Below are 25,047 nucleotides of genomic sequence, written 5' to 3' on the forward strand. Positions count from 1 at the left end.
GCGGGCGCCGGCATGGACGTCAGTATCCCAGATAATGCGGCAGCCAGAGCGCGATCTGCGGGAAGATCACGACCAGCACCAGGGTGCAGAGCATGCCGCCCACCAGCCACAGCACCCAGGGCACCGTGCTTTCCATCGGGATCCGGGCGATCTTGCTGGACACCATCAGGTTGACGGCCACCGGCGGGGTGAACTGGCCCACCGCCACCATCAGCGTCAGCACCACGCCCAGCCACACCAGGTCCCAGCCGAAGGCCATGGCGACCGGCTGGATCAGCGGCACGAAGATGAGGAAGATCGAGATTCCGTCGAGGAACATGCCGGCCACGATCAGCAGCAGGATGAGCAGCGTCAGCACGCTGTATTCCCCCAGGCCGGAGTGCACGATGGCGTGGGTGATCGGGTCGATGATCGACAGGGTGGACAGCGACCAGGCGAAGATCCCCGCCAGCGTGACGATCAGCATGATGACGGCGGACAGCTCGCCGGCCTCGCGCAGGATGGGGAACAGGTCGCGCACGCGGATGGTGCGGTGCACCAGCATGCCGATGAGCAGGCCGTAGAACACGGCCACCACGGCGGCCTCGGTGGGCGTGAAATAGCCCATGCGCATGCCGCCCAGGATGATGACGGGGGCGGCCAGGCCCGGGATGGCCTCGAACAGGCTGCGCCAGAAGGGCGGGCGGGGCTCGGCGCGGGCGGCCGCGCCCATCTTGTGGCGCCGCGCCAGCCAGACGGCCGGGATGATCAGCCCGATGCCCGCCAGGATGCCGGGGAACATGCCGGCGGCGAACAGGGCGGGCACCGAGGCCTGCGGCACCAGGACCGAATAGACGATCATGGCGATCGAGGGCGGGATCAGGATGTCGGTGGCCGCGCCCGCCGCCACCACGCTGGCCGAGTAGGCGCGGGGATAGCCGGCGCGGTTCATGGCGCCGATCATGATGGCGCCCACGGCGGCGGCGCAGGCCGGGCCGGAGCCGGAGATCCCGCCCAGGAACATGGCGACGGTGATGGCGACCACGGCCAGCATGCCGGGACCGTTGCCGGTGATGGACTGGGCCAGGCGCACCAGCTTGGCGGCGACGCCCGAGCGGTCGAAGATCGAGCCCACCAGCACGAACATGGGGATGGCGAGCAGGGGGTATTTGGCCAGGCCGGCGTAGAAGCTCTGCGACACCGCCATCAGGCCGAACCAGTGGGTGTCGGGATTGGCCAGGGCGATGGCCAGGGTGCCGGCCGCCCCCAGGGCGATGCCCACGGGCACGCCGATCACCATCAGCACGACGAAGAGCGCGAACAGCAGGGTGGGGATCATGCGCGCTCCCAGGCGCGCCGCAGGATGCCGGCCAGGCGCAGGGTGATGACCGCCGACAGCACGGGCAGCCACATGGAATACCACCAGGTGGGCACGCCGATGGCCGGGGAGGTGTCGCCCCAGTTGTATTCGTCCAGCGCCATGCGGCCCAGCAGGACCGTCAGGCCGGCGAAGAACAGCAGCGAGACGGCGCCCGCGGCCAGGGCGTAGCGCCGCTGCCGCGCGGGGCCGCCGCCGTCGGCCAGCAGTTCGATGCGGATGTGCAGCACGCGGACGAAGGCCGAGGAACTGGCGCTCAGGGTGAGCACGATCAGCAGGAAGATGGAGATTTCCTCGGTCCAGGCGAAGGATTCGGCGGTCAGGTAGCGCACGATCACGTTGGCCAGGGTGATGCAGGCCAGGGCGCCCAGGGTCAGCACGGTCAGCCAGTCCTCGAATCGCAGCGGGACGCGCAGGGGGGGATCGGGGGGCGGGACGTAGGCGGGCAGGTCGGCGGAATCGGCGGCGTGGTCGTCGGGCATGGAACGGACGGAGCGGTGTCGGGCCGGATGGCAACACTGAATCCTACTGCGAAACGGCGCGCTTGCCAGTTGGTATGAGTACGGACGCCGAGCCGTCCCCGCGGGCTGCCCGGTGCCGGACGAATCCGGACCGCTTGCAGGCGGCGAGGTGGGGGGTACGGACGCCGGTTCAGGAACCGTCCGGCAGCGCCAGCATCGTGCCCCGGCATTCGGGCGCGCCGCAGCGGCAGCGGTAGTGGCGCTTGAGCGTGCGGGTGAGCGGCTCGTCGATCACCAGGCCGTAGTCGTAGAGCAGTTCCGCGCCGGCCGGGATGTCGCGCAGCGCGTAGATCGCCACGCGGGTGCCGGCCTCGTTCTCGCGCGCCTCGCAGTTGGGCGCGCAGCCGTGGTTGATCCAGCGCGCGTCGTTGCCGCGCTGGCCGCCGTCGATCACCCGGCCGCTGCTGAGCGAGAAATAGAAGGTGTGGTAGGGGTCGTCAGGATCGACCGGCCAGCGGGCGTCGGCCTGCTCCGCCGTCAGGCGGCGCCCCGCGTATTCCAGGATGCGGGTGCCGGCGGGGATGTCGCGCGCGGCGAAGACGCCGGTGCCGTGCAGGGGCGAGACGCGCACGGCGTGCCAGATCGGGCGGGGGGTGGCCATGGGATGCGGGGGGAAGGAAGCGGACGGGAAAGGGACGGGAAGGGGACCTGAAGGAAGCGGACGCGAAAGAAGCGGGAGCGAAAAGGGATACACTGGCCCACATTATCCTTGGGATGCTCCACGCAAGTCCACTCGCCCCGGCGGCGATCCCGCCGGGGGCCGACGCGCGCGAGGGGCCGGCGCGGCATCCCGACCTTTCCCGTCCAGGTGAACGCCCGTGAATGCCCCTACCGCCGCCCATGCCGCCGCAACCGTCCCCGTCCTCGACCGCACCGGCGCCGAGGTCCTGCTGGATACCCTGATCGCCCTGGGCGTGGACACGGTGTTCGGCTATCCGGGCGGCGCGGTGCTGCCGCTGTACGACGCCCTGTACGCCGAGCCGCGCATCCGCCACATCCTGGTGCGCCACGAGCAGGCGGCCATGCACGCCGCCGAGGGCTACGCGCGCTCCACGGGCCGCCCCGGCGTGGTCTTCGTGACGTCGGGCCCGGGCATGGCGAACACCACCACCGGGCTGCTGGACGCGCTCTGCGACTCGATCCCCGTGCTGTGCGTCAGCGGCCAGGTGGCGACCGGCGCCATCGGCACCGACGCCTTCCAGGAATGCGACGCGGTCGGGATCTCGCGCCCGGTCACCAAATGGAACGCCCAGGTGCGCCGTTCGGAAGACATCGCCGACCTGGCGGCCAAGGCCCTGCGCCTGACGCGCGCCGGCCGGCCCGGCCCGGTGCTGCTGGACTTCCCCAAGGACCTGCAGATCGCGCGCGTGCCGCCGGAGCATGCCGTCGCGGCGCTGGAGCCCGAGGCCGCCGCCGCGCCGCTCGCGCCCGTGACCGAGGCCGCGCTCAAGCGCGCCGCCGCGCTGATCGCCCGCGCCCGCCGCCCGGTGTTCTACGGCGGGGGCGGCCTGATCAATTCGGGCATCGACGCCTGCCACGCCTTCCGCGGCCTGGTGCAGGAAACCGGGGCGCCCTGCACCCTGACGCTGATGGGCCTGGGCGCCTATCCCGCGGGCGACGCGCAGTTCCTGGGCATGCTCGGCATGCACGGCACGCTGCAGGCGAACCTGGCGATGCACCACGCGGACCTGATCGTCTGCGTGGGCGCGCGCTTCGACGACCGCATCACCGGCCGGCTGTCGGACTTCTGCCCGCACGCCGACAAGATTCACCTGGACATCGACCCGGCCTCGATCGACAAGGTCGTGCGCGCCGACGTGGCGCTGGTGGGCGACTGCTATCCGCTGCTGCGCGCCCTGCACAAGGAACTGGGCCAGTATCCGCTGGAGCCCGGCCGCCTGGACGAATGGTGGCAGCGCATCGCCGTCTGGCAGGCGCGCGACTGCCTGAAATTCCCGCCCTCGGCCGATACCATCCTGCCGCAGGATCTGATGCGGCGCATCGACCGGCTGCTGGCCGGGCGCGACGCCATCGTCTCCACCGACGTGGGCCAGCACCAGATGTGGGCGGCCCAGTACATCGGCATCGACCGGCCCAACCGCTGGCTGACCTCCGGCGGGGCGGGTACCATGGGCTACGGGCTGCCGGCCGCCATCGGCGCGCAGATCGCGCATCCGGACAAGCCGGTGGTCTGCGTCAGCGGCGACGCCTCCGTGCTGATGAACATCCAGGAACTGGCCACGGCCGCGCAGCACCGCGCCCCGGTCAAGCTGATCCTGTGCAACAACGGCCACATGGGCATGGTGCGCCAGTGGCAGGAACTGATCCACGAGGGCCGCTACAGCCACAGCTACAACGCCTCGATCCCGGATTTCGTGGCGCTGGCCGGGGCTTTCGGCTGGGGGGCGGCGCGCGTCGAGCACCCGCGCGACCTGGACGCGGCGCTGGCCGCCTGCATGGCGCACGACGGGCCGTACTTCCTGGACGTGGCGGTGGTGCCGCTGCAGAACTGCTTCCCCATGATGCCGGCCGGCTACGGGCACCAGCAGGTGATGCTGTCGGAAGATACCTGGTACGTGGAGGAATGATTCTGTCGGCGCCTTGCCTGACACGCCCATGCGTCCGGAATGGGCGGGGTTCCCGAGAAGCGTCAGACGCACCGCCCGCCGTCCACCTCCAGGCAGGCGCCGGTGATGAAGGACGCCTCGTCCGAGGCCAGGTACAGGCAGGCGTGGGCGACGTCCTCCGGGGTGGAAAACCGCCCCAGCGGGATGCCGGCGATGAACTTGGCGCGATTTTCCGGCGTGTCGGGCATGCCCATGAATTCCGTCAGCAGGCCGGTGGCGGCGACCACGGGATTGACGCAGTTGACGCGGATGCGGTCCGGGCCCAGCTCGGCCGCCATCGAGCGGCTGGTGGTCACCACGGCGCCCTTGGTGCCGTTGTACCAGGTCAGGCCGGGGCGCGGCCGGATGGCGGCCGTGGAGGCGATGTTCACGAACACGCCGCCGCCCTGGCGCCGGAAATGCGGCACGAAGGCCTGGGCGCTGAGGTAGATGCTCTTGACGTTGATGGCGTAGATGCGGTCGAATTCGGCCTCGGTGACTTCGAGCATGGGCCGGTTGCGGTGGGTCGCGCCGGCGTTGTTGACCACGATGTCCAGGCCGCCGAAATACTCCAGGGCCTGCGCCAGCAGCCCCTGCATGCTGGCGGCGTTGGCGACGTCCACGTGGGCGAAGGCGGCCCGGCCGCCGGCCGCGCGGATCTGCTCGACGGTCTCGCGGCCGTGCTCGTCGTGGATGTCGGCCACCACCACCCGGGCACCCTCTCGGGCGAAGACCGAGGCGATCCCCCGGCCGAATCCCGAGCCGGCTCCGGTGACGATGGCTATCTTGTCGCGCAGGCGCATGGCGTGTCTCCTCGATGAATGTGGACTAGTTCCGGGCATCCTGGCCGTAGCGGATCGCCACGGTCTTCAGCACGGTGAATCCCAGCAGCGCCTCGAAGCCTTTCTCGCGGCCGTGGCCGCTGGACTTGACCCCGCCGAAGGGCAGCTCGACGCCGCCGCCGGCGCCGTAGTTGTTGACGAAGACCTGGCCGCAGCGCAGGTGGCGGGCCATGCGCAGCTGCCGCGCCCCGTCGCGGGTCCAGACGCCGGCCACCAGGCCGTAGTCGGTGGCGTTGGCCAGCGCCAGGGCGTGCGCCTCGTCGCGGAAGGGCTGCGTGATGAGGACCGGGCCGAAGATTTCCTCGCGCGCCAGAGCGCTGTCGGCGGGCACGTCGCGGAACAGCACGGGCTCCTGGTAGTAGCCGTCCGGCGGCGCGTCGTCCAGGATGCGGCCGCGCGCGGCCTCGGCCAGGCCCTCGTCGCGGGCGGCGTCCAGCATGCGGCGCACGCGCTCGTACTGTTTCTGGTTGACCAGCGGCCCCAGGTCGGCGTCCGAGGCGGGCGGACCGGCGCGCAGCGCGCGGAAGCGTTCGGCGACGCGCGCCACGAAGGCGTCGTGGATGCTTTCGTGGACCAGCAGCCGGCTGCCCGCCGAGCAGGTCTGGCCGCTGTTCTGCACGATGGCGTTGACCACCACCGGCAGGGCGGCGTCCAGGTCGGCGTCCTCGAACACGATCTGCGGCGATTTGCCGCCCAGTTCGAGCACCACCGGGCAGTGATGCCGCGCGGCGGCCTCGGCCACCTGCCGGCCGGTGGCGGTGGAGCCGGTGAAGGAGATGTGCCGCACGCCGGGGTGGGCGCTCAGGGCCGCGCCGGCCTCGGCGCCGAGGCCGGTGACGACGTTCAGCGCGCCGGCCGGGAATCCCACGCGGGCGGCCATCTCGGCCAGGTACAGGGTGGACAGGCTGGCGTCCTCGGCGGGCTTGACCACGCAGGCGTTGCCGGCCGCCAGGGAGGCGCCCACGCTGCGGCCGAAGATCTGGACCGGGTAGTTCCAGGGAATGATGTGGCCGGTGACGCCGTGCGGCTCGCGCACCGTCAGCGCCAGCGTGCCGGCGTCGTAGGGCAGGGTGTCGCCATGCAGCTTGTCGCAGGCGCCGGCATAGTATTCGAGGTAGCGCGCCAGCGCGGCGACGTCGTTGCGCGCGGTGCCCAGCGTCTTGCCGGTGTCGCGCGCCTCCAGGCGGGCCAGCTCGCCGGCCTCGTCCAGCACGGCGCGGCTCCAGGCCGCCAGCAGCCGCCCGCGGTCGCGGGCGCAGGTCATCGCCCAGGGGCCCTCGAAGTGCTCGCCCATGGCCGCCTGGGCGGCCCGCACGGCCGCGTCCACGTCCTCGGCCGAGCCGCGCGCGATGCGGTCGAATTCCCGGCCGTCCGCCGGGTCGATGACGGACAGGGTGCGCTCGCCGGGCACGGGCCGGCGGGCGTTGGCGATGAAGTGGTGGGCGGGCATGGCGGAGTCCTGGCGAATGGCGGTGCGGTGCGAATGGGGCGGTCGATGCGGTCGGCGGGTCCTCGGCGGGCGGCGGCTGGTGGCGGTGCGCTCAGCGGGCGCGGGCGACGTGGTCGGCGATCGCGCGGCCCATGTCGGCGGTGCGCGCCGCGCCGCCCATGTCCGGCGTGCGCGGGCCTTCGGACAGCACGGTCTCGATGGCCCGCAGGACAGCGTCGGCCGCGTCCTGCCAGGCGGGCTCGCCCTGGCCGAGGTGTTCCAGCATCAGGGCCGCCGACCAGATCTGGCCGACCGGGTTGGCGATGCCCCGCCCGGCGATGTCCGGCGCGGAGCCGTGCACGGGCTCGAACAGGGAGGGGTAGCGGCGGTCCGGGTTCAGGTTGGCCGACGGGGCGATGCCGATCGTGCCGGTGCAGGCCGGCCCCAGGTCGGACAGGATGTCGCCGAACAGGTTCGAGGCCACGATCACGTCGAAGCGGTCCGGGTGCTGCACCAGGTGGGCGCAGAGGATGTCGATGTGGAACTTGTCCCAGGTGACCGTGGGGTATTCCCGGGCGATGGCCTTCAGACGCTCGTCCCAGTAGGGCATGGTGATGGAGATGCCGTTGGACTTGGTGGCCGCCGTCAGGTGCCGGCCGGGCCGGCGCGCGGCCAGCTCGAAGGCGAATCGCAGGACCCGGTCCACCCCGGTGCGGGTGAAGACGGATTCCTGGATCACGAATTCGCGCTCCGTGTCCGGGAACATGCGCCCGCCCAGGCTGGAGTATTCGCCCTCGGTGTTCTCGCGCACCACCAGGAAATCGATGTCGCCGGGGCGCCGGTTGGCCAGCGGGCTGGGCACGCCGGGCATCAGCCGGGCCGGGCGCAGGTTGACGTACTGGTCGAATTCGCGGCGGATGGTGATGATGGAATCCCAGATGGCGACGTGGTCCGGCACCCGGTCGGGCGCGCCCACGGCGCCGAACAGGATGGCGTCGTGCCCGCCGATGCGCTCCTTCCAGTCGGCCGGCATCATGCGGCCTTCGCGCAGGTAATGGTCGCAGCCCCAGCCGAAGGACTCGAAGTCCAGGTCCAGGCCGAAGCGCGCGGCGGCGGCTTCCAGGACCCGCAGGCCCTCGGGCATGACTTCCGTGCCGATGCCGTCGCCGGGGATCACTGCGATTTTTCGTGTCATGCGGGTGGCTCCTTGGGCGCGAACGGGCCCGGTCAGGCCGGGCGGGCCTTTTTCATGACTCTAGCGGGTTTTGGGGCGGCGCGATAGCGCCGGGCGGGCCCACGGGCCGCGCCGGCCGGCCGCGCGCCGCGCGCCCCTGTGATAACCCGAACCCGTGCGCGGTTTCCATTGCGACCCGCCCGGACTTCATGTTAGAACACCAAGGCTTCGATGCTTTGCGCGCGGCGCGGTTCCGGCGGATGCGGGCCGCGTCCCGGCCGCGGGCGCGGGCCGGATGGCACCAATAATCGGATTCGGGAGACGACACCATGTTCCAAGGGAAAATACCCCCCACGCTGCACCTTCGGCTTGCTGCCCCCCTGCGGGGGGCGTTTTTTACCTTGGGGCGGCCCGGCGGTAAAAAATTCGCACGATGGCTCGCGGCCGCGGCGCTGGCCGGCATGACGGCGTCCGCGCCGGCGCTGGCGCAGACCACGCTGAAGATGGCCTACGCCCTGTCCGAGAACTCGCACTACGGCGCGGGCGCCGCCGCCTTCGTCAAGACCCTGGAAGCCAGCACGCCGGACTTCAAGATCCAGCAGTTCCCGAACAGTGCGCTGGGCGGCGAGCGCGAGGTGATCGAGGGTCTGCAGCTGGGCACCATCGACCTGGCCATCGTCTCCACGGGCGCCACGCTGAATTTCGTGCCGCAGACCGGGGTGTTCGACATCCCCTTCCTGTTCCGCGACCTGGCCCATGCGCGCAAGGTCCTGGACGGCAAGATCGGCCAGGACATGCTGGCCGAATTCCCCAAGCGCGGCCTGGTGGCCCTGGCCTGGGGCGAGCAGGGCTTCCGCCACCTGACCAACAACGTCCGGCCGGTGAAGGAGCCCGCCGACATCAAGGGCCTGAAGATCCGCACCACGGAAAACCCCATCCACATCGCCGCCTTCCGCGAGCTGGGCGTGCTGGCCACCCCCATGGCCTGGCCCGAAGTCGCCACCGCCCTGCAGCAGGGCACCATCGACGGCCAGGAAAATCCGCTGTCGGTGATCGTGTCGGTGAAGATGTGGCAGCTGCAGAAATACCTGTCGCTGACGGCGCACGTCTACGGTCCGGCACTGATCCTGATGGCGCCTTCCGTGTACGATGGCCTGTCCGACGACGGCAAGGCCAAGTTCAAGGAAGCCGCCGCCGCCAGCGCCAAGGCCATGCGCGACTACGTCGACCAGGTCGAGAAGGATGGCGTGGAAACCCTGAAGTCCAACGGCATGCAGGTCAACGCGGTGGACCACGCCGCCTTCGTCAAGGCGGTCCAGCCGGTCTATCCGCAGTACTACAAGCAGTTCGGCCAGGAACTGGTCGATGCCATCCGCAACACCCAGTAGTCCATGAGTGTGCTCGGCCTGGCCGACCGGGGCCTGACCCGGCTGGTGTCCTGGGTCGCCCAGGGCCTGCTGTGGTCCGCCGTCGCGGCGGGCTTCTACCAGGTCCTGGCGCGCTTCGTCCTCGAATCGCCCTCGGCCTGGTCCGAAGCCTGGACGCGGGCCTCCATCATCTGGGCGGTGATGCTGGGGGTGGCCCTGGCCTTCCGCCAGGGCGCCATGCTGGGCGTGGACCTGCTGCACAACCTGCTCGCGCCGCGCCGGGCGCGGGTGCTGGAGCACGTCGTCCTGCTGATCGTCGTGGGCTTCCTGGGATTCCTGGTGTGGATCGGGGCCGACATGACCTGGCGCGTACGGTTCCAGACCACGCCCAGCCTGGGCGTCTCCATCTCGTGGATCTACCTGTCCATTCCCGTGGGCGCCACGCTGGCGCTGTTCGCCGCGCTGGCCTACTGGGCCGAAGGCCCGCGCCGCCTCCACATCGAAACCGTCTGACCGGGGCACCGCATCATGTCGCAGTTGATGGTCGTTTCCATGCTGCTGTTCTTCGGCCTGACCGTGCCGGTGGCCGTGTCCATCGGCCTGGCCACCATGGCCGGGGTCGGCTTCGACGGCCACATGACCTGGCTGGTGATCGCGCAGCAGCTCTACGCCGCCCTGGACAAGTACCCGCTGGTCGCCGTGCCCTTCTTCATCCTGGCCGGCAACCTGATGGAGGAAGGCGGCATCTCCGAGCGCATGGTCGAGTTTGCCAAAAGCGTGGTGGGCGGCGTGCAGGGCGGGCTCGCCTGCAGTTGTGTGCTGACCTGCATGATCTTCGCGGCGGTGGCCGGCTCCAGCGTGGCCACGACCTTCGCGGTGGGGGCCATCCTGATCCCCGCCATGGTCAAGCACGGCTATCCGGCGCCCTTCGCGGCCTCGCTGCAGGCCTCCGCGGCCGAACTGGGCGTCATCATCCCGCCGTCCATCCCGATGATCCTGTACGCCGTGTCCACCGACACCTCGGTGGGCGAGGTCTTCATCGCCGGCATCGGGCCGGGCCTGCTGATCGTCGTCGCGCTGATGGCCTACGTCTGGCTGTACGCGCGCCGCAACGGCCTGGGCAAGCACGACGGCGACGGCCGCCTGCCGGTCTGGACGGCCTTCAGGAAGGCCTGGTGGGCGCTGCTGATGCCGGTCATCATCCTGGGCGGAATCTACGGCGGGATATTCACCCCCACCGAGGCCTCGGCCGTGGCGGTGGTGTACGCCCTGTTCGTGGGGATCTTCATCTACCGCCGGCTGTCCTTCGCCACGCTGGGCCGTACCTTCCACCGCTCCGTGGTGTCCACCGCGATCATCATGTTCATCATCGCCAACGCGGGCGTGTTCGGCTTCCTGCTGAACCGTGCCGGGGTGCCGATGATGCTGGGCGAATGGCTCAGCCACCTGTTCGGCAGCGAGATCTCATTCCTGATGGGGGTGAATGTCGCCCTGTTCTTCATCGGCATGTTCATCGAGACGTCCGCGTCCATCGTGGTGCTGGCGCCCCTGCTGCTGCCCGTGGCGACGCAGTTCGGCGTCGATCCCGCGCACTTCGGGGTGATCATGGTGGTGAACCTGGCCCTGGGGATGGTGACGCCGCCCTTCGGCGTGAACCTGTTCGCCGCCTGCACGGTCGCCAAGGTGCCCATCGAGCGCCTGATCCGGCCGCTGCTGCCCTTCGTCGGCGTGGTGGTGCTCTGCCTGATGGTGATCACCTACTGGCCGGACCTGTCGCTGTATTTCCGCGACCTGGTGTATCGCTGAGCCGCTGGAGGGCGGCGTCCGGGGGGCGTGTGCCCCCCCGGGGGGAACGGCTGGCGGGCTCAGTTGCGCGCCAGGTCCGTACCTTGGCGAATCGCCTTCAGCTGGTTCTGCACCGCCTGCCAGACGGCGGGGCCGACGTTCTGCTTGATCTGCTCGTTGACGGGCTTGATCGTCTCGCGCATGCGCTCGATCTCCGCGGGCGCGACCTCGTTGATCTGCATGCCGTCGGCCTTCAGCTGCGCCAGGGCCTTGTCGGCTTCCGCCCGGGTGTCCTTGCGCTCGAAGTCGCGGCTGACGACGGCGGCCTTGAGCAGCACGTCGCGCTCGTCGGCGCTCAGGCCGTCCCACCACTTCTTGCTGGCCGTGACGATCCAGGGACTGTAGACGTGGTTGGTGATGCTCAGGTATTTCTGGACCTCGTAGAACTTGCTCGACAGGATGGTGTTGTAGGGATTTTCCTGGCCGTCCACCGTCTTCGTCTCCAGCGCGGTGAACAGTTCCGAGAAGGGCAGCGGAATGGCGTTGGCGCCCAGGCGCTGGAAGGTGTCCAGGAACACGGTGTTCTGCATGACGCGCAGCTTCAGGCCGCCGAAGTCCTCCACGCGGGTCACGGGCTTCTGGCTGTTGGTCAGGTTGCGGAAACCGTTCTCCCAGTAGACCAGGCCGACCAGCCCCTTGTCGCTCAGCTTTTCCATCAGCATCTGGCCCGCCCGGCCGTCGAGGATCTTGTCGGCCTCCTCGCCGGAATTGAACAGGAAGGGCGTGTCCCACATCGCCATTTCGGGGGTGATGCCCACCAGGGTGGCGGTGGAGCCCACCATCATTTCCTGGGCGCCGCCGATCAGCGCCTGCTGCATCTGGATGTCCGAGCCCAGCGCGGCCGCGCCGATGGCGCGGATCTTCATCTTGCCGCCCGACAGCTTGGCGACCTCGTCGGCGAACACCTGGACGGCGCGCCCCTGGTTGGAATCCTGGTTCAGGCCGTAGCCGAAGCGGATCAGGCGGGTCTGGATGTCGGCGGCCTGGGCCTGGGGGGCCATTGCGCCGGCCGCCAGGGTGGCGGCCAGGAACAGGGCTTTCAGTTTCATGGGGATTCTCCTTGGTGAAATGTCCGCCGGGTGGAGGCGGGTGTTGTATGCCTCAGCCCAGCCAGCGGACCGGGGCGGTGACGATCTGGGGAAAGGCCACCAGCAGGACCAGCAGCAGCGCATAGACCAGCAGGAAGGGCGCGACGCCCTTGACGACGGATTCCATCTTCACGCCGCCCACGCCGGCGGCGACGTTGAGCACGGTGCCCACGGGCGGCGTGATCAGGCCCAGGCAGCCCGTGAACACGAACATGAAGCCGAAATAGATCGGATCGATGTGCGCCTTCAGCGCCAGGGGCAGGCAGACGGGGGCGAAGATCAGAATGATGGGCGTCAGGTCCATGGACGTGCCCACCAGCAGCAGGAAGACCACCATGCAGGCCATGAACAGCGTGGGGTGCGCGAGGATGGGCTGGAACAGCTCGGCCAACTGGTTGGGCAGGTCGGCCAGGGTGATCATGTAGGCGGCCACGGTCGCGGCGCCGCACAGGAACATGACCACCGCCGTGGTGATGCTGGAGGCCACCAGCACGTCGTAGGTGGCTTGCCAGGAGAGCGCGCGGTAGATGAACTTCGACACCAGGAAGGCGTAGACGGCGGCCACCACCGCGGCCTCGGTGGGGGTGAAGACGCCGAAGCGGATGCCGCCCAGGATGATGACCGGCATGAAGATGGCCCAGGTGCTGTCGGCCACGACGCGGCGGCGTTCGGCCCGCGTGGCGCGCGGGGCCGTAGGCAGCTGGCGGCGGCGCGCGACCACGCGCCAGGCCAGCAGCAGCGCGCCGCCCATCAGGATGCCGGGGACCACGCCGCTGATGAACAGCTTGCTGATCGAGGTGTTGGTGGTCACGCCGTAGATGATGAAGGGCAGCGACGGCGGGATGATGGGACCGATGATGCCGCCCGAGGCCAGCAGGCCCGTGCTGTAGTCCATCGGGTAGTTCTGCTGGCGCATCATGGGCAGCAGGATGGTGGCCAGCGCGGCGGTGTCGGCGATGGCCGAACCGCTCATCGAAGCGAGCAGCACCGAGGCGAATACGGCGACGTAGCCCAGGCCGCCCGGGATGTGGCCGACGAAGGCGCGCGCCATGTCGATGATGCGCTGGCTCAGGCCGCCCACGTTCATCAGTTCGCCCGCCAGGATGAAGAAGGGCACCGCCAGCAGGGGAAAATTGTCGAAGCCGGCCTGCAGGTTCTGCGCCAGCAGCTGGGTGTTGAAGAAGTCCAGGTGCCACATCAGGGCCACGCCCGAGACCAGCAGGGAGACGGCGATGGGGATGCCGATCGCCATGGAGGCGAACAGGACGGCGAGGAAGATCAGGGTGGTGTCCATGCCGGAACTCCTAGGTTCGATTGCGGCGGCGGTCCAGGACGGCCTGCTTGAAGAGCAGGACTTCCATGGCGGCGGCCATGAACAGGGTGGCCGCCGCGGCGATCGCCAGGGGATAGCCGATGACGGGGCTGTAGCTGTGCAAGCCGGCGATCACCTGATCCCAGGCGCCCTTGACGACCATGCCCAGGACGACCGCGGCGACCAGGGTGGCCAGCGCGTCCATCGCGGCGCGCGTGCGCGGCCCCACCCGATCCACCAGCAGGTCGAAGCTCAGATGCCGCTTCTCGTGGGCGGTGACGACGGTGCCCATGCAGACCAGCCAGACGAACAGCAGGCGGGACAGTTCCTCGTAGATCACCAGGCCCGTGCCGAAGGCGTAGCGCAGCACGACGTTGCTGAACACGGCGACCACCATGAGGGCCAGGGTGATCGCCATGAAGGCTTCGGCGGCCTTGCGGATCAGGGGCTTGCGCGGCGCGCCGGCGGCGGTGTCAGGAGTGTGCATGGGGATTCCTTTGCAGCCATTCGGCGGCGCGTTCGAGGATTTCTTCCAGGGGGCGTTCGCTGTCCAGGTGCAGCAGGCCGGCCTCGTCGTGGGGCGGCTCCAGCGTGGCGAACTGGCTGTCGATCAGGGTGGCGGGAAAGAAATGGCGGTCGCCGCGGCCGGCGACGCGCCGGTGGGCCGCGTCGCGGCCGACTTCCAGCCAAATGAAGGCCAGGCCGGGCACGTGCGCGCGCAGCCGGCGGCGGTAGGCCCGCTTCAGGGCCGAGCAGCTGAGGACCACGCCGCCGGCGCCCTGGCGCGCCAGTTCCCGCCCCAGCGCTTCCAGCCAGGACGCCCGGTCCTCGTCGGTCAGCGGGACGCCGGCGCGCATCTTCGCGTGGTTGCCTTCGCTGTGGAAGGCATCGCCCTCGACGAAGGCCCAGCCCTGGCGCCGCGCCAGCATCTCGCCGACGGTGGATTTGCCGCTGCCGGAGACGCCCATCACGACCACCGCGCGGGGCGGGCAGGCGGGTGCGTCGGGCGTTCCGGCGGGAGAAGATAGCGCTATCTTTTGCATTGAAAAAAAAACCGCCCTTACGTACAATGATGCCCGGAACGTCGGGCCGGGCCTGTGCCGGCCGATCTTCCCGAGGCGGGTGAGACGCAAAGATAGCGCTATCTCAGCGTGGCCGACATTAGGGAATTCCTGTATGAAAGATTCTTCCTCCGACGGCGGGACCGGCCCCCGGCCGGCCGGGTCCCGGGGCCGCAGCCGGGCCACCGGCCGGGTCACGCTGGCGGACGTGGCGGCCCTGGCCGGCGTCAGCCCCATCACGGCGTCGCGCGTGGTGGCGGGCAAGACGACCGTGCGCCCGGAACTGGCCGAACGGGTGCGGGCCGCCGTGGAGCGGCTCGGCTACCGCCCCGACCCGTCGGCGCGCGCGCTCGCCTCGGCCAAGAGCAGCCACGTCGTGGTGCTGATCCCGCTGCTGTCCAACACCCTGTTCACCGAACTGCTGGAAGCCGTGCAGGACGTGATGTGGGAAGCCGGCTATCCGATCTTCGTCGGGATCACCCAGTACCGCCCCGAGCGCGAGGCCGCCCTGCTCGACAGCTACCTGTCGCACCGGCCGGCGGGCCTGATCCTGACCGGCTTCGACCGCAGCGAGGCCCAGCGCCGCCTGATCGAGGCCAGCCGCACGCCGTGCGTGCACGTGATGGAACTGAGCGGCGAGCCGGGCGTGCATTGCGTCGGCTTTTCCCAGACCGGGGCGGCGCAGGCCGTGGCCCGCCACCTGCTGGAGCGGGGGCGGCGGCGCATCGCCTTCGTCGGCGCCCAGCTGGACCCGCGCACGCTGGAGCGCGCCGAGGGCTTCCGCGGCGTCCTGCGGGCGGCGGGCTGCCACGATCCCCGGCTGGAGATCCTCGATCCCCGGCCCTCGTCGGCCGCCCTGGGGGCGGAGGCCTTCCGCCGCCTAGTGGAGACGCACCCGGACCTGGACGCGGTGTTCTTCTGCAACGACGACCTGGCCCACGGCGGGCTGCTGGAAGCGCTGCGCCTGGGCGTCCCGGTGCCCGGCCGGGTCAGCGTGGTGGGCTTCAACGATCTGCCGGGCAATGCGCAGATGCTGCCCGCGCTGACGAGCCTGCGCACGCCGCGCCGGGAAGTCGGCGACGCGGCGGCGCGGATGCTGCTGCGGCTGATGCGCGGCGAGCCGGTGGACGCGCCCGTCGTCGACCTGGGCTTCGAGCTGAAGGTCCGCGCCAGCAGCTAGCGCGGCCGGCGTCCCGCCCGCACTGCCCGCCGGGCCGGTGCCCGGCCGCCGGCGCGGGCCATTCAGAAGGCCGGGCCGTCGTCGTCGTGGGCGTCGGCCTGGGCGGCGCGGGGCGCGGCTTTCTTGGCGGCCGTCTTCGCCGCGGTCTTCTTCACGGCGGCTTTCTTGGCCGCCGTTTTCGCGGCCGTCTTCGCCGCGGGCTTGGCGGCGGCCTTGGACGCGGTCTTCGTCGCCGTTTTCGTGGCGGTCTTCGTCGCCGTTTTCGCCGCCGCCTGGGTCGCGGGCGCGGCCTTGGCGGCGGTCTTGCCGGCGGTCTTGGCGCCCGCCTTGGCCGGACGCGGCTCGAACTCGAAGCCGACCTTGCCGTCGGCCTGGCGCACCAGGAAGGCCTTGAACTTGCGGTTGGTGCGGCTGGACACGAAGCCGTCGAGCAGGTCGGTCTTGCCGGTGGCCAGCAGCTTGCTCATCTGCGCGGCGGGGATTTCCTGCTGCAGGATGACCTTGCCGCTGCGGAAGTCGCAGCGCTTGTCCGGCCCCACGGCGTGCTCGCAGACGTAGTTCATGCCGTACTCGAAGACGCAGCCGCCGCACTTCGGGCAGGCGCCCAGCGGGGTGTGGCCGGAGAAGTCCACGGGCTCGGCGTCCTCGTCCTCGCGCTGGCCGAAGTCGAATTCCAGCTTGTATTCGTCGGTGATGCGCAGCACCGCGGCGAAGGGCCGGCCCATCTTGCTGATGAAGCCGGTCAGCGGGCCCAGCGTGCGTTTTTCCAGCAGTTCCTCGACCTCGGCGATCTCGAAGGTGCGCCCGCCCGGGTGCTTGCCGATGGAGAAGTCGCAGGCCGTGCAGGCGTAGCGGCGGTAGTTTTCCTTCACCACGCCGCCGCATTTGGGGCAGGGAGTCCGCAGGGTGGCGTAGTCGCCGGGCACGGTGTCGCGCTCGTATTCCTTGGCGCGCTTGACGATCACCTGGGTCATCTGGGCGATCTCGCGCATGAAGGACTCGCGGTCGAGCTTGCGCTGTTCGATGAGCTTGAGCTGGTGCTCCCATTCGCCGGTGAGCTCCGGCGAGGTGAGTTCGTTCACCCCCAGGCCGGCGAGCAGCGTCATCAGCTGGCGGGCCTTGGCGCTGGGGATCAGGTCGCGGCCCTCGCGGCGCAGGTAGCCTTCGTTGAGCAGGCCTTCGATGATGGCCGCGCGCGTGGCCGGGGTGCCCAGGCCGCGCTCGGACATGGCCTCGCGCAGGGCCTCGTCGTCCACCAGCTTGCCGGCGCCTTCCATGGCCGACAGCAGCGTGGCTTCGTTGAAGCGGGCGGGGGGCTTGGTGACCAGGGCGCGCGCCTCGATGTCCTCGGTGCGCACGCGCTCACCGTCGGCCACGGGCACCAGCGAGGCGTCCTCGCCCTGCGTCTCGCGGCCGTAGATGGCGAGCCAGCCGGGGTGGACCAGCACCTTGCCCTCGGTCTTGAAATGGTGGCCGGAGACCTGGGTGATGCGGGTCGTGACGCGGAATTCGGCCGCCGGGAAGAACACCGCCAGGAAGCGGCGCGTCACCAGCTCGTAGATCTTGAATTCGGCGTCGCTCAGCTCGCGCGGCACCTGCAGGGTGGGGATGATGGCGAAGTGGTCGGAGATCTTCTTGTCGTCGAAGATGCGCCGGTTGGGCTTGACCCAGTCCTGCTTCACGACCTGGGCGGCGTAGGGCTTGACGGAGCGGGCCGCGCCCGATTCGCTGTCGGCCAGCACGCGCATGGTCTGCTGCACGGTGCCGACGTAGTCCTGCGGCAGGTAGCGGGAATCCGTACGCGGGTAGGTCAGGGCCTTGTGGCGCTCGTACAGCGACTGGGCCAGCGACAGCGTGGTCTTGGCGGAAAAGCCGAAGCGCGAGTTGGCCTCGCGCTGCAGGGTGGTCAGGTCGAACAGGGCCGGGGACATCTGCGTGCTGGGCTTGGATTCCTCGGTCACGCTGCCCGGCTGGTCGCGGCAGGCGGCCACGATGGTCTGGGCGGCGGATGCGGACCACAGGCGCGAATCGCGGGCCTCGGTATCCTGTTCGTTTTTCTTGAAAGCCGGGTCGAACCAGCGGCCCTCGTAGAGGCCGGCGGCGGCGACGAAGGTGGCGTGGACTTCCCAGTAGTCGCGCGACACGAAGCCGCGGATGCGGTCCTCGCGCTCCATCACGATCGCCAGGGTGGGGGTCTGGACGCGGCCCACCGGAGTCTTGAAGAAGCCGCCGTCCTTGCTGTTGAAGGCCGTCATGGCGCGGGTGCCGTTGATGCCCACCAGCCAGTCGGCCTCGGCGCGGGAGCGGGCGGCCGCCTCCAGCGGCTTCATGGTCGCGTCGTCGCGCAGGTTGGCGAAGGCATCGCGGATGGCGGCCTGGGTCATGGACCGCAGCCACAGGCGCTGGATGGGCTTCTTCACCCCGGAATACTGGACGATGTAGCGGAAGATCAGCTCGCCCTCGCGGCCCGCGTCGCAGGCGTTGATGACGGCGCCGACGTCCTTGCGCTTGAGCAGCCGGACCAGCAGCTTCAGCCGCTCGGCGGAGCGCTTGTCGGTCGGGCCCAGCTCGAACTGGGGCGGGATGACCGGCAGGTGGGTGAAACTCCATTTGCCGCGCACCGGGTCGTTGGGCGCCACCAGGCTGAGCAGGTGGCCGACGCTGGAGGACAGCACGTACTGCTCGCTTTCAAAGTAGTCGCCTTCCCGGGTGAAGCCGCCGAGCGCCCGGGAAATGTCCAGGGCGACCGAGGGCTTTTCAGCAATAATCAGAGTTTTGGTCATGAGGTTCCAGTGGCGGCCGTTTTGCGACCACGATAGCGCGGATCATACGAGGGGGCACCTTAGCATGCAAGCGGCGGGCCCGGCCGCGCCCCTCGTCCACCCCTCGTCCACCCCTCGTCCACCCTCCGTCCACTCTCCCATCCACACCCCGCCGCGCCGGTCCGGCGGCGCCGGATTCCTGTCCCGGCACCGGCCCGGACACGGTTTCGCCGATGCCGCGCGGGGCGGCGCCCCCAGGCGCTGGACGAAGCGCTGCAACGGGCGCGCCAAGGTCCTCCGGCATTAGGGTAAGCCATAGGCCTGCATGTCCGGCAAGGATACGGTGATGTCCTGAATGGACCTGTAATGGGTCGGAGGCGGTCTCTAACATGCCTTTCAGCCGGTGCGTACGGACGCGCCGGCCGATCGCTCTCATGGAGGAGACCCTCATGAAATCCCATTCTGTGCTGAAGATGGCGCTGCTGCCCGGCCTGCTGTTCGCGTCGGCGCTGGCGGCGGCCGCACCCGTCAAGATCGCCCTCGTGGAGACGCTGTCCGGCCCGCAGGCCTCGACGGGCCTGAGCTACCGCTCCGCCGTGCGCTACGCGGTGGACCGCATCAACGCCGAGGGCGGCTGGCACGGGCAGCCGCTGGAACTGCTGGAATACGACAACCAGGGCGGCCCGGCGGGCGCGGCCGACAAGCTGAAGGCAGCCATCTCCGACGGCGCGAAGATCGTCGTCCAGGGCGCCTCCTCCGCCATCGGCGGACAGATCACCGAGGACGTCCGCAAGTGGAACCTGCGCAACCGCGGGCGCGAGCTGATCTATCTGAACGTGGGCGCCGAGGCGCAGTCGCTCACCGGCGACAAGTGCCAGTTCTATCACTTCCGCGTCGCCGGCAACGCACCGATGCGGGTCGGGGCGCTGGTGGCCGGCATGAAGCAGGACGGAGCCCTGGGCGCCCGCGTCTATGCGATCGACCAGAACTATTCCTGGGGGCAGGACATGGAGCAGGCCATCGTGGACGCCGCGGCGGCCGGCGGCTATACCGTGGTCGAGAAAACCCTGCACGACGTCGGCAAGATCCAGGATTTTTCCCCCTACGTGAACAAGATCGCGGCCGCGCAGGCGGATACGGTGATGACGGGCAACTGGGGCAGCGACCTGCTGCTGCTCATGAAGGCCGCCAGGGCGGCCGGCCTCAAGGCGCGCTTCGGCACGGTCTACCTGGACCAGCCCGGCAACATCGCCAATGCGGGCGAGGTGGCGCTGGGCGGCTATGTCGCGCAGACCTTCAATGCCGAGGCGGCCGGCGCGGCGGGCGAGGCGTTCGTGCGGGACTACGAGGCCAGGACGGGCCATGCGCCGACCTTCATCGAGCCGCAGACGGTCTTCGGGATGCTGCTGGTGGGCCAGGCGCTGAAGCGCGTGCCGGCCGGCGACGGCACGCTGGACGTGCGCCAGCTGGCGCTGCAGATCGAGCAGGCCTCGGTCGAAACCCCCATGGGCACCCTCAGCATGCGGGCGCAGGATCACCAGGCCCTGCTGCCGCTGGCCGTGTCGGTCGTGTCGCGCGAGGCGCGCTACAAGGCGGACGGCACGGACCTGGGTTTCAAGCCGGTGAAGCGGTTCACCGCGCAGGAGGCCGCCGTGCCCGCCCAGGCCGCGTGCCGGATGCAGCGGCCCGACTGACCGCCGCCGCAACCAGGGGGACGTCATGGAACATCTCGCAACCCCGCTGCTGAATGGCGTCGTCTACGGCCTGCTCCTGTTCATGGTGTCGGCCGGACTGACGCTCATCTTCGGCATGATGGGCATCCTCAACTTCGCACACGCCTCGTTCTACATGCTGGGCGCCTATTTCGCCTATGCCTTGCAGGACCTGACCGGCTTCTGGCCGGCGATCGTCGTGTCGCCCCTGCTGGTCGCGGGCATCGGCATCCTGGTCGAGCGCCACATGCTGCGGCGCGTGCACCGGCACGGGCATGCCCACGAGCTGCTGATCACCTTCGGCCTGTCGTTCATCATCGTGGAGCTGATCAAGCTGTTCTTCGGCAACTATCCCGTGAACTACCGCGTGCCGGCGGCCCTGGATTTCGCGGCCTTCACGCTGGGCGGCCTGGACTATCCGGCCTACCGCCTCTTCATGGGCATCGTGGCCATCGGCATGTTCGCGGTGATCTACCTGCTGCTGTCGCGCACGCGGGTGGGGATCATCGTGCGCTCGGCCATCCACAGGCCGGAGATGGCCGAGGCGCTGGGCCACAACGTGCCGCGCGTCTTCATGGGCGTCTTCGGCGTGGGGGCCGCCATGGCCGGGCTGGCGGGCGCAGTGGCCGGCGCCTTCTACACCACCAGCCCGAACATGGCGCTGGAACTGGGCGTGCTGGTGTTCGTGGTGGTGGTGATCGGCGGCCTCGGCTCGCTGGAGGGCGCGATGCTGGCGTCGCTGCTCATCGGCGTGGTGACCTCGGTGGCGGTGGGCATCGACGCCACGCCCGCCGACCTGCTGGCCTGGGCGGGCCTCGGAGGGTTCGCCCAGGAGGCCGGCGGGCTGCTGGCCCTGAAAGTGTCCAGCCTGGCCGCGAGCCTGCCGTTCGCCCTGATGCTGCTGGTGCTTCTCGTGCGCCCGAGCGGGCTCATGGGCGAGAAGGAGTGAATGCATGGAAACGCACCTGAAAACCCGCGTGATTCTGCTCTGTGCCGGCGTGGCGGCGCTGGCCGCGGTGCCGCTGGCGCTGCCGGACGGCCTGGTGAACGCGGCGATCTCCATGCTGATCGCCGCGCTGTTCGCCTGCGCCTACAACCTGCTGTGCGGCCATGCCGGCATGCTGTCCTTCGGCCATTCCGCCTATTTCGGGGTGGGCGCCTTCGCCACCATCCACGCCATGAACGCGCTGGGGGGAACGGGGCTGCTGCCCACGCCGTGGATGCCGCTGATCGGGGCGGCGGGCGGCCTGCTGGCCGGCCTGGCGGCGGGCTGGTTCTCGACCCAGCGCACGGGGGCGTACTTCGCCATGATCACGCTGGCGATCGCCGAGCTGCTGCACGCCCTCGCGCCGCAGTTGCGGAGCGTCTTCGGCGGCGAGGCCGGCATCTCGTCGATGCGCATGCCGGCCTGGGGCCTCTCGTTCGGCTCGATCGCGGAGGTCTACTACCTGACGCTCGCCTGGGTCCTGGCGAGCCTGGCGCTGCTGTACCTGCTGACCCGCACGCCCCTCGGGCGCCTCGCCCTGGGGCTGCGCGAGAACGGCCATCGCCTGCGCTTCCTCGGCTACGACGTGCACCGCATCGGCGTGCTGATCTTCGCCCTGTCGGGCATGTTCTCCGGCATCGCCGGCGGCCTCCAGGTCCTGAGCAACGAATCGGCCAACTACGTCGTGTTCGACACCTCGCTGTCGGCCGCCGTCGTGCTGAACACCTACATCGGCGGCGTCCACGCGTTCCTGGGGCCGGCCCTGGGGGCGGCGCTGGTGACCTTCTTCGGCTACGCGGTCTCGGACCTGACGCAGTCCTGGCTGCTGTACCAGGGGGCGCTGTTCGTCCTCGTCATCATGTTCATGCCCACGGGGCTGGCGGGCCTGCTGGAACTGGCCGGCGGCTTTGCGAAGCGCTACGGCCTGCGGGCGGTGGCGCCCGCGGCGGGTCTCTACCTGCTGGCCGGCGCCGGCTGCGCCGCCGCCGCGGTGTTCCTCACGGAACTGCTGCAGCGGCTCTTCTCGCAGGACTATCGCAGCCTGGCCCGGGCGGCGGGCGCCTGGGAATGGCCCGCGATCGCCCTGTTCGGCCGGGAGTGGTCGCCCACGGGCGTGCTGACCTGGCTGGTGCCCGCGGCGCTCGCCGCGCTGGGCTGGCTCTGCTGGCGGGCGGCCTCGGCCGCCGCCGGCCGCCTGCGCGATGCGGCGCCCGCGCAGCGGGATCCGCTGGCCGGCGCCATGGCCGAACGGAGGCCGACATGAATCCTCCCGTCCTCGTCCTCGACGGCGTGCGCAAGTCCTTCGGCCCGGTGGAGATCATCCGCGGCGTCAGCCTGGAGGTGGGCGCGCACGAACGGCATGCGGTCATCGGCCCCAACGGGGCCGGCAAATCGACGCTGTTCCATCTCATTTCCGGCCAGCTGCGCCCGAGCGCGGGCGGAATCCGGCTGGCGGGCCGGTCCATCGCCGGACACAGTCCGCAGGCCGTCAACCGGCTCGGCCTGGCGCGGTCGTTCCAGATCACCAATCTCTTTCCGCAATTGACGGTCTTCGAGAACATCCGCCTGGCGGTGATGCGGTCGCACGGCCTGCAATACTGCTTCTGGCGTCTGATCGACCGCAACGGCCCCGTGCGGGAGCGCAGCGAGTCCCTGCTCGAAAGCGTCCGGCTGTCCCATCGGGCGGCCACAGCGGCGGGGGAGCTGTCCTACTCCGAGCAGCGCTCGCTGGAAATCGCCATGACGCTGGCGTCGGACCCCCGCATCATCCTGCTCGACGAGCCCATGGCGGGCATGTCGCGCGAGGAGACGAGCTACACCACGGCGCTCATCCGCGAGGTGACGGAGGGGCGCGCCCTGCTGATCGTGGAGCACGACATGGAGGTCGTGTTCGCGCTCAGCGACCGCATCAGCGTGCTGGTCTACGGCGAGGTGATCGCCAGCGGCACGCCGGAGGAGATCCGCGCGGATCCCCGGGTCAGGGAAGCCTATCTGGGCGAGGAGGCCACGACATGATCATGACGACGGAAACGCCGCTGCTGAGCGTCCGGGACCTGCATGCGCACTACGGCAAGAGCCACGTCCTGCGCGGCGTGAGCTTCGACGTGCGGCCGCGCGAGGTCGTCGGCCTGGTCGGACGCAACGGTTCGGGCCGGTCCACCACGCTGAAGGCCATCATGGGGCTGCTGCCGCCCTCGTCGGGCGAGGTCGCGCTCGGCGGCCGCGCCCTGGCCGGGCGGCGGCCCTACGAGATCGCGCGCGCCGGGATCGCCTACGTGCCGGAGGCGCGCGAAGTGTTCGCCAACCTGACGGTCGACGAGAACCTGCGCATGGGCGAGCAGCCCTGCCCCGAGGGCGTGCCCGCCTGGACCGTGGCGCAGATGTTCGACTATTTCCCCCGCCTGAAGGAACGGCGCGGCACTCTGGCGGGCAGCCTGTCCGGCGGCGAGCAGCAGATGCTGACGATCTGCCGGTCGCTGCTCGGGAACCCGCGGGTGCTGCTGATCGACGAGCCCACCGAGGGCCTGGCGCCGCAGATCGTCGCCGCGGTCAGCGACTGCATCCAGGACATCCACCGGCGGGGCGTGTCGGTCGTCCTGGTGGAGCAGAAGCTGACCATCGCGCTGCGCGTGTCCACGCGCATGTGCGTGATGGGCCATGGCCGGATCGTGCGCGAGGGCGCGCCGCAGGAGATCGCCGGAAATGACGAACTGCTCGCGCAATGGCTGGCGGTTTGAACCTTGCGGCCCCGCGGGGCCGCGCAGATGCATGGAAACGGAAACATGAAACGCAAGCATGACAAGGTCATCATCACCTGCGCCGTCACCGGCGGCATCCATACGCCGTCGATGTCGCCGCACCTGCCCCTGACGCCGGAACAGATCGAGGCGCAGGCCGTCGAGGCGGCCGAGGCGGGCGCCGCCATCCTGCACCTGCATGCGCGCGACCCGGCCGACGGCCGGCCCACGCCCGACCCGGCGGTCTTCGCGCGTTTCGTGCCGCGGATCAAGGCGGCCACCGACGCCGTCATCAACATCACGACGGGGGGCACGACGCGCATGAGCCTGGCCGAGCGCCTGGCGTATCCGCTGCAGGCCAGGCCCGAGATGTGCTCCCTGAACATGGGCTCGATGAATTTCTCCATCCATCCCGTCGCGCGCCGCATCGGCGAATGGAAGCACGACTGGGAAAAGCCCTACGTCGAGGGTATGGAAGATCAGATCTTCCGCAACTCGTTCAAGGACATCGCGCACATCCTGCGGACCCTGGGGCAGGCCCACGGCACGCGCTTCGAGTTCGAGTGCTACGACGTGGGGCATCTCTACAACCTGGCCCACTTCGTGGACGAGGGGCTGGTGCAGGCCCCGCTGTTCATCCAGTTCATCTTCGGCGTGCTGGGCGGCATCGGCGCGGATCCGGCCAACCTGGCGCACATGCGCGGCGTCGCCGACCATCTGTTCGGCCGGGAGAACTACCGCTTTTCCGTCCTGGGCGCGGGCCGGCACCAGATGGCCCTGGCCACGATGTCGGCGGTCATGGGCGGGAACGTCCGCGTGGGGCTGGAGGACAGCCTGTTCCTGTCGCGCGGCGAGCTGGCGCCCTCGAATGCGGAACAGGTGCGCAAGATCCGCCGCATCCTGGAGGAGCTGTCGCTGGAGATCGCCACGCCCCGCGAGGTGCGGGACATGCTGGGCCTGAAGGGGGCCGGCGCCGTGGGCTTCTAGTCCGGTTCCGGGCCGGCTTCCGGGGCCGGGCCGGACGGCGCACTGCGAGGTGGCGCGCGCCCAGGCCCCGGGCCCGCGGGC

Annotated in this window: 22 protein-coding genes; 11 read left to right on the forward strand and 11 right to left on the reverse strand. The window is 70.0% G+C overall.

The genetic code is table 11. From position 1 onward, the window contains the following. Positions 1–19: 19 nt before the first annotated feature. The 3 genes from BN940_RS01275 to BN940_RS01285 form a co-directional block, all read right to left on the reverse strand. On the reverse strand, positions 20–1,318 hold the full coding sequence (locus BN940_RS01275) for a TRAP transporter large permease (protein WP_043679285.1): 1,299 nt from the start codon (positions 1,316–1,318) through the stop codon (positions 20–22). Next, positions 1,315–1,839, reverse strand: a complete 525-nt coding sequence (locus BN940_RS01280) for a TRAP transporter small permease (RefSeq protein ID WP_052355510.1) — start codon at positions 1,837–1,839, stop codon at positions 1,315–1,317. Before BN940_RS01280 ends, BN940_RS01275 begins: the two co-directional genes overlap by 4 nt. A gap of 169 nt (positions 1,840–2,008) precedes the next feature. Further along, on the reverse strand, positions 2,009–2,479 hold the full coding sequence (locus tag BN940_RS01285) for an SET domain-containing protein (protein ID WP_043679288.1): 471 nt from the start codon (positions 2,477–2,479) through the stop codon (positions 2,009–2,011). A 217-nt stretch (positions 2,480–2,696) separates the two neighbouring features. On the opposite strand from BN940_RS01285, the gene ilvB reads away from it, so the two are divergent. Further along, entirely contained in the window at positions 2,697–4,466 is a 1,770-nt protein-coding gene (gene ilvB / locus BN940_RS01290) for a biosynthetic-type acetolactate synthase large subunit (RefSeq protein ID WP_052355511.1), read from the forward strand. 62 nt (positions 4,467–4,528) lie between these two features. Here the strand turns inward: ilvB and BN940_RS01295 are convergent, their stop codons facing one another. The 3 genes from BN940_RS01295 to BN940_RS01305 all read right to left on the reverse strand — a co-directional run bounded on the left by BN940_RS01295 (position 4,529) and on the right by BN940_RS01305 (position 7,950). Beyond that, complete coding sequence (locus BN940_RS01295) at positions 4,529–5,287, reverse strand: glucose 1-dehydrogenase (protein WP_043679291.1); 759 nt, start codon at positions 5,285–5,287, stop codon at positions 4,529–4,531. A 25-nt stretch (positions 5,288–5,312) separates the two neighbouring features. Then, the gene (locus tag BN940_RS01300; protein WP_043679294.1) at positions 5,313–6,776 is read right to left on the reverse strand and encodes an aldehyde dehydrogenase family protein; all 1,464 of its coding nucleotides are present in this window, start codon (positions 6,774–6,776) and stop codon (positions 5,313–5,315) included. 91 nt (positions 6,777–6,867) lie between these two features. Continuing rightward, entirely contained in the window at positions 6,868–7,950 is a 1,083-nt protein-coding gene (locus BN940_RS01305; RefSeq protein WP_043679297.1) for a tartrate dehydrogenase, read from the reverse strand. Positions 7,951–8,390: 440 nt separating this feature from the next. Between BN940_RS01305 and BN940_RS01310 the strand changes: the two genes are divergently transcribed. The 3 genes from BN940_RS01310 to BN940_RS01320 are packed head-to-tail and all read left to right on the forward strand — an operon-like array spanning position 8,391 to position 11,102. Continuing rightward, entirely contained in the window at positions 8,391–9,317 is a 927-nt protein-coding gene (locus BN940_RS01310; protein ID WP_052355512.1) for a TRAP transporter substrate-binding protein, read from the forward strand. Positions 9,318–9,320: 3 nt separating this feature from the next. Further along, a complete protein-coding gene (locus BN940_RS01315; protein WP_043679303.1) occupies positions 9,321–9,809 on the forward strand; it encodes a TRAP transporter small permease in 489 nt (162 codons plus the stop codon). 15 nt (positions 9,810–9,824) lie between these two features. Beyond that, positions 9,825–11,102: a TRAP transporter large permease gene (locus tag BN940_RS01320; RefSeq protein ID WP_043679306.1), complete on the forward strand. Its 1,278-nt coding sequence runs from the start codon at positions 9,825–9,827 to the stop codon at positions 11,100–11,102. A gap of 59 nt (positions 11,103–11,161) precedes the next feature. On the opposite strand, the gene BN940_RS01325 is transcribed toward BN940_RS01320, so the two are convergent. From BN940_RS01325 to BN940_RS01340, 4 genes are read right to left on the reverse strand one after another with little or no spacing between them, the layout of a single operon-like run. Continuing rightward, complete coding sequence (locus BN940_RS01325) at positions 11,162–12,190, reverse strand: TRAP transporter substrate-binding protein (RefSeq protein WP_043679309.1); 1,029 nt, start codon at positions 12,188–12,190, stop codon at positions 11,162–11,164. Between the two features lie 52 nt (positions 12,191–12,242). Continuing rightward, complete coding sequence (locus BN940_RS01330) at positions 12,243–13,523, reverse strand: TRAP transporter large permease (RefSeq protein WP_043679312.1); 1,281 nt, start codon at positions 13,521–13,523, stop codon at positions 12,243–12,245. 10 nt (positions 13,524–13,533) lie between these two features. Then, positions 13,534–14,028, reverse strand: coding sequence for a TRAP transporter small permease (locus BN940_RS01335; RefSeq protein ID WP_043679315.1), 495 nt, complete (start codon positions 14,026–14,028; stop codon positions 13,534–13,536). Beyond that, positions 14,015–14,584: a gluconokinase gene (locus tag BN940_RS01340; protein WP_242404242.1), complete on the reverse strand. Its 570-nt coding sequence runs from the start codon at positions 14,582–14,584 to the stop codon at positions 14,015–14,017. Before BN940_RS01340 ends, BN940_RS01335 begins: the two co-directional genes overlap by 14 nt. 133 nt (positions 14,585–14,717) lie before the next feature. Here BN940_RS01340 and gntR point away from each other — a divergent pair, with 133 nt between their 5' ends. Next, on the forward strand, positions 14,718–15,782 hold the full coding sequence (gene gntR, locus BN940_RS01345) for an HTH-type transcriptional regulator GntR (protein WP_043679318.1): 1,065 nt from the start codon (positions 14,718–14,720) through the stop codon (positions 15,780–15,782). 62 nt (positions 15,783–15,844) lie between these two features. On the opposite strand, the gene BN940_RS01350 is transcribed toward gntR, so the two are convergent. Continuing rightward, a complete protein-coding gene (locus BN940_RS01350; RefSeq protein ID WP_043679321.1) occupies positions 15,845–18,565 on the reverse strand; it encodes a DNA topoisomerase III in 2,721 nt (906 codons plus the stop codon). A gap of 428 nt (positions 18,566–18,993) precedes the next feature. On the opposite strand from BN940_RS01350, the gene BN940_RS01355 reads away from it, so the two are divergent. From BN940_RS01355 to kce, 6 genes are read left to right on the forward strand one after another with little or no spacing between them, the layout of a single operon-like run. Further along, entirely contained in the window at positions 18,994–20,238 is a 1,245-nt protein-coding gene (locus BN940_RS01355) for a branched-chain amino acid ABC transporter substrate-binding protein (protein ID WP_043679324.1), read from the forward strand. 25 nt (positions 20,239–20,263) lie between these two features. Next, the gene (locus BN940_RS01360; RefSeq protein WP_043679326.1) at positions 20,264–21,205 is read left to right on the forward strand and encodes a branched-chain amino acid ABC transporter permease; all 942 of its coding nucleotides are present in this window, start codon (positions 20,264–20,266) and stop codon (positions 21,203–21,205) included. A 4-nt stretch (positions 21,206–21,209) separates the two neighbouring features. Continuing rightward, a complete protein-coding gene (locus tag BN940_RS01365; protein ID WP_052355513.1) occupies positions 21,210–22,505 on the forward strand; it encodes a branched-chain amino acid ABC transporter permease in 1,296 nt (431 codons plus the stop codon). Further along, positions 22,502–23,257 (forward strand): ABC transporter ATP-binding protein, encoded by a 756-nt coding sequence (locus tag BN940_RS01370; protein ID WP_043679329.1) that lies wholly within the window; start codon positions 22,502–22,504, stop codon positions 23,255–23,257. Before BN940_RS01365 ends, BN940_RS01370 begins: the two co-directional genes overlap by 4 nt. A 2-nt stretch (positions 23,258–23,259) precedes the next feature. Then, the gene (locus BN940_RS01375) at positions 23,260–23,979 is read left to right on the forward strand and encodes an ABC transporter ATP-binding protein (protein WP_043685443.1); all 720 of its coding nucleotides are present in this window, start codon (positions 23,260–23,262) and stop codon (positions 23,977–23,979) included. A 45-nt stretch (positions 23,980–24,024) separates the two neighbouring features. Beyond that, complete coding sequence (gene kce / locus BN940_RS01380; RefSeq protein ID WP_043679332.1) at positions 24,025–24,966, forward strand: 3,5-dioxohexanoate:acetyl-CoA acetone transferase; 942 nt, start codon at positions 24,025–24,027, stop codon at positions 24,964–24,966. Positions 24,967–25,047: the final 81 nt, after the last annotated feature.

The organism is Castellaniella defragrans 65Phen (genome assembly GCF_000612685.1).
GTDB classification, from domain to species: Bacteria; Pseudomonadota; Gammaproteobacteria; order Burkholderiales; family Burkholderiaceae_B; genus Castellaniella; species Castellaniella defragrans.

Bases quoted from the DNA above. Each gene is read 5' to 3' on its own strand.
- BN940_RS01275 (WP_043679285.1), bottom strand. From the start codon at position 1,318: ATGATCCCCACCCTGCTGTTCGCGCTCTTCGTCGTGCTGATGGTGATC.
- BN940_RS01280 (WP_052355510.1), bottom strand. From the start codon at position 1,839: ATGCCCGACGACCACGCCGCCGATTCCGCCGACCTGCCCGCCTACGTC.
- BN940_RS01285 (WP_043679288.1), bottom strand. From the start codon at position 2,479: ATGGCCACCCCCCGCCCGATCTGGCACGCCGTGCGCGTCTCGCCCCTG.
- BN940_RS01295 (WP_043679291.1), bottom strand. From the start codon at position 5,287: ATGCGCCTGCGCGACAAGATAGCCATCGTCACCGGAGCCGGCTCGGGA.
- BN940_RS01300 (WP_043679294.1), bottom strand. From the start codon at position 6,776: ATGCCCGCCCACCACTTCATCGCCAACGCCCGCCGGCCCGTGCCCGGC.
- BN940_RS01305 (WP_043679297.1), bottom strand. From the start codon at position 7,950: ATGACACGAAAAATCGCAGTGATCCCCGGCGACGGCATCGGCACGGAA.
- BN940_RS01310 (WP_052355512.1), top strand. From the start codon at position 8,391: ATGACGGCGTCCGCGCCGGCGCTGGCGCAGACCACGCTGAAGATGGCC.
- BN940_RS01315 (WP_043679303.1), top strand. From the start codon at position 9,321: ATGAGTGTGCTCGGCCTGGCCGACCGGGGCCTGACCCGGCTGGTGTCC.
- BN940_RS01320 (WP_043679306.1), top strand. From the start codon at position 9,825: ATGTCGCAGTTGATGGTCGTTTCCATGCTGCTGTTCTTCGGCCTGACC.
- BN940_RS01325 (WP_043679309.1), bottom strand. From the start codon at position 12,190: ATGAAACTGAAAGCCCTGTTCCTGGCCGCCACCCTGGCGGCCGGCGCA.
- BN940_RS01330 (WP_043679312.1), bottom strand. From the start codon at position 13,523: ATGGACACCACCCTGATCTTCCTCGCCGTCCTGTTCGCCTCCATGGCG.
- BN940_RS01335 (WP_043679315.1), bottom strand. From the start codon at position 14,028: ATGCACACTCCTGACACCGCCGCCGGCGCGCCGCGCAAGCCCCTGATC.
- BN940_RS01340 (WP_242404242.1), bottom strand. From the start codon at position 14,584: ATGCAAAAGATAGCGCTATCTTCTCCCGCCGGAACGCCCGACGCACCC.
- gntR (WP_043679318.1), top strand. From the start codon at position 14,718: ATGAAAGATTCTTCCTCCGACGGCGGGACCGGCCCCCGGCCGGCCGGG.
- BN940_RS01350 (WP_043679321.1), bottom strand. From the start codon at position 18,565: ATGACCAAAACTCTGATTATTGCTGAAAAGCCCTCGGTCGCCCTGGAC.
- BN940_RS01355 (WP_043679324.1), top strand. From the start codon at position 18,994: ATGAAATCCCATTCTGTGCTGAAGATGGCGCTGCTGCCCGGCCTGCTG.
- BN940_RS01360 (WP_043679326.1), top strand. From the start codon at position 20,264: ATGGAACATCTCGCAACCCCGCTGCTGAATGGCGTCGTCTACGGCCTG.
- BN940_RS01365 (WP_052355513.1), top strand. From the start codon at position 21,210: ATGGAAACGCACCTGAAAACCCGCGTGATTCTGCTCTGTGCCGGCGTG.
- BN940_RS01370 (WP_043679329.1), top strand. From the start codon at position 22,502: ATGAATCCTCCCGTCCTCGTCCTCGACGGCGTGCGCAAGTCCTTCGGC.
- BN940_RS01375 (WP_043685443.1), top strand. From the start codon at position 23,260: ATGACGACGGAAACGCCGCTGCTGAGCGTCCGGGACCTGCATGCGCAC.
- kce (WP_043679332.1), top strand. From the start codon at position 24,025: ATGAAACGCAAGCATGACAAGGTCATCATCACCTGCGCCGTCACCGGC.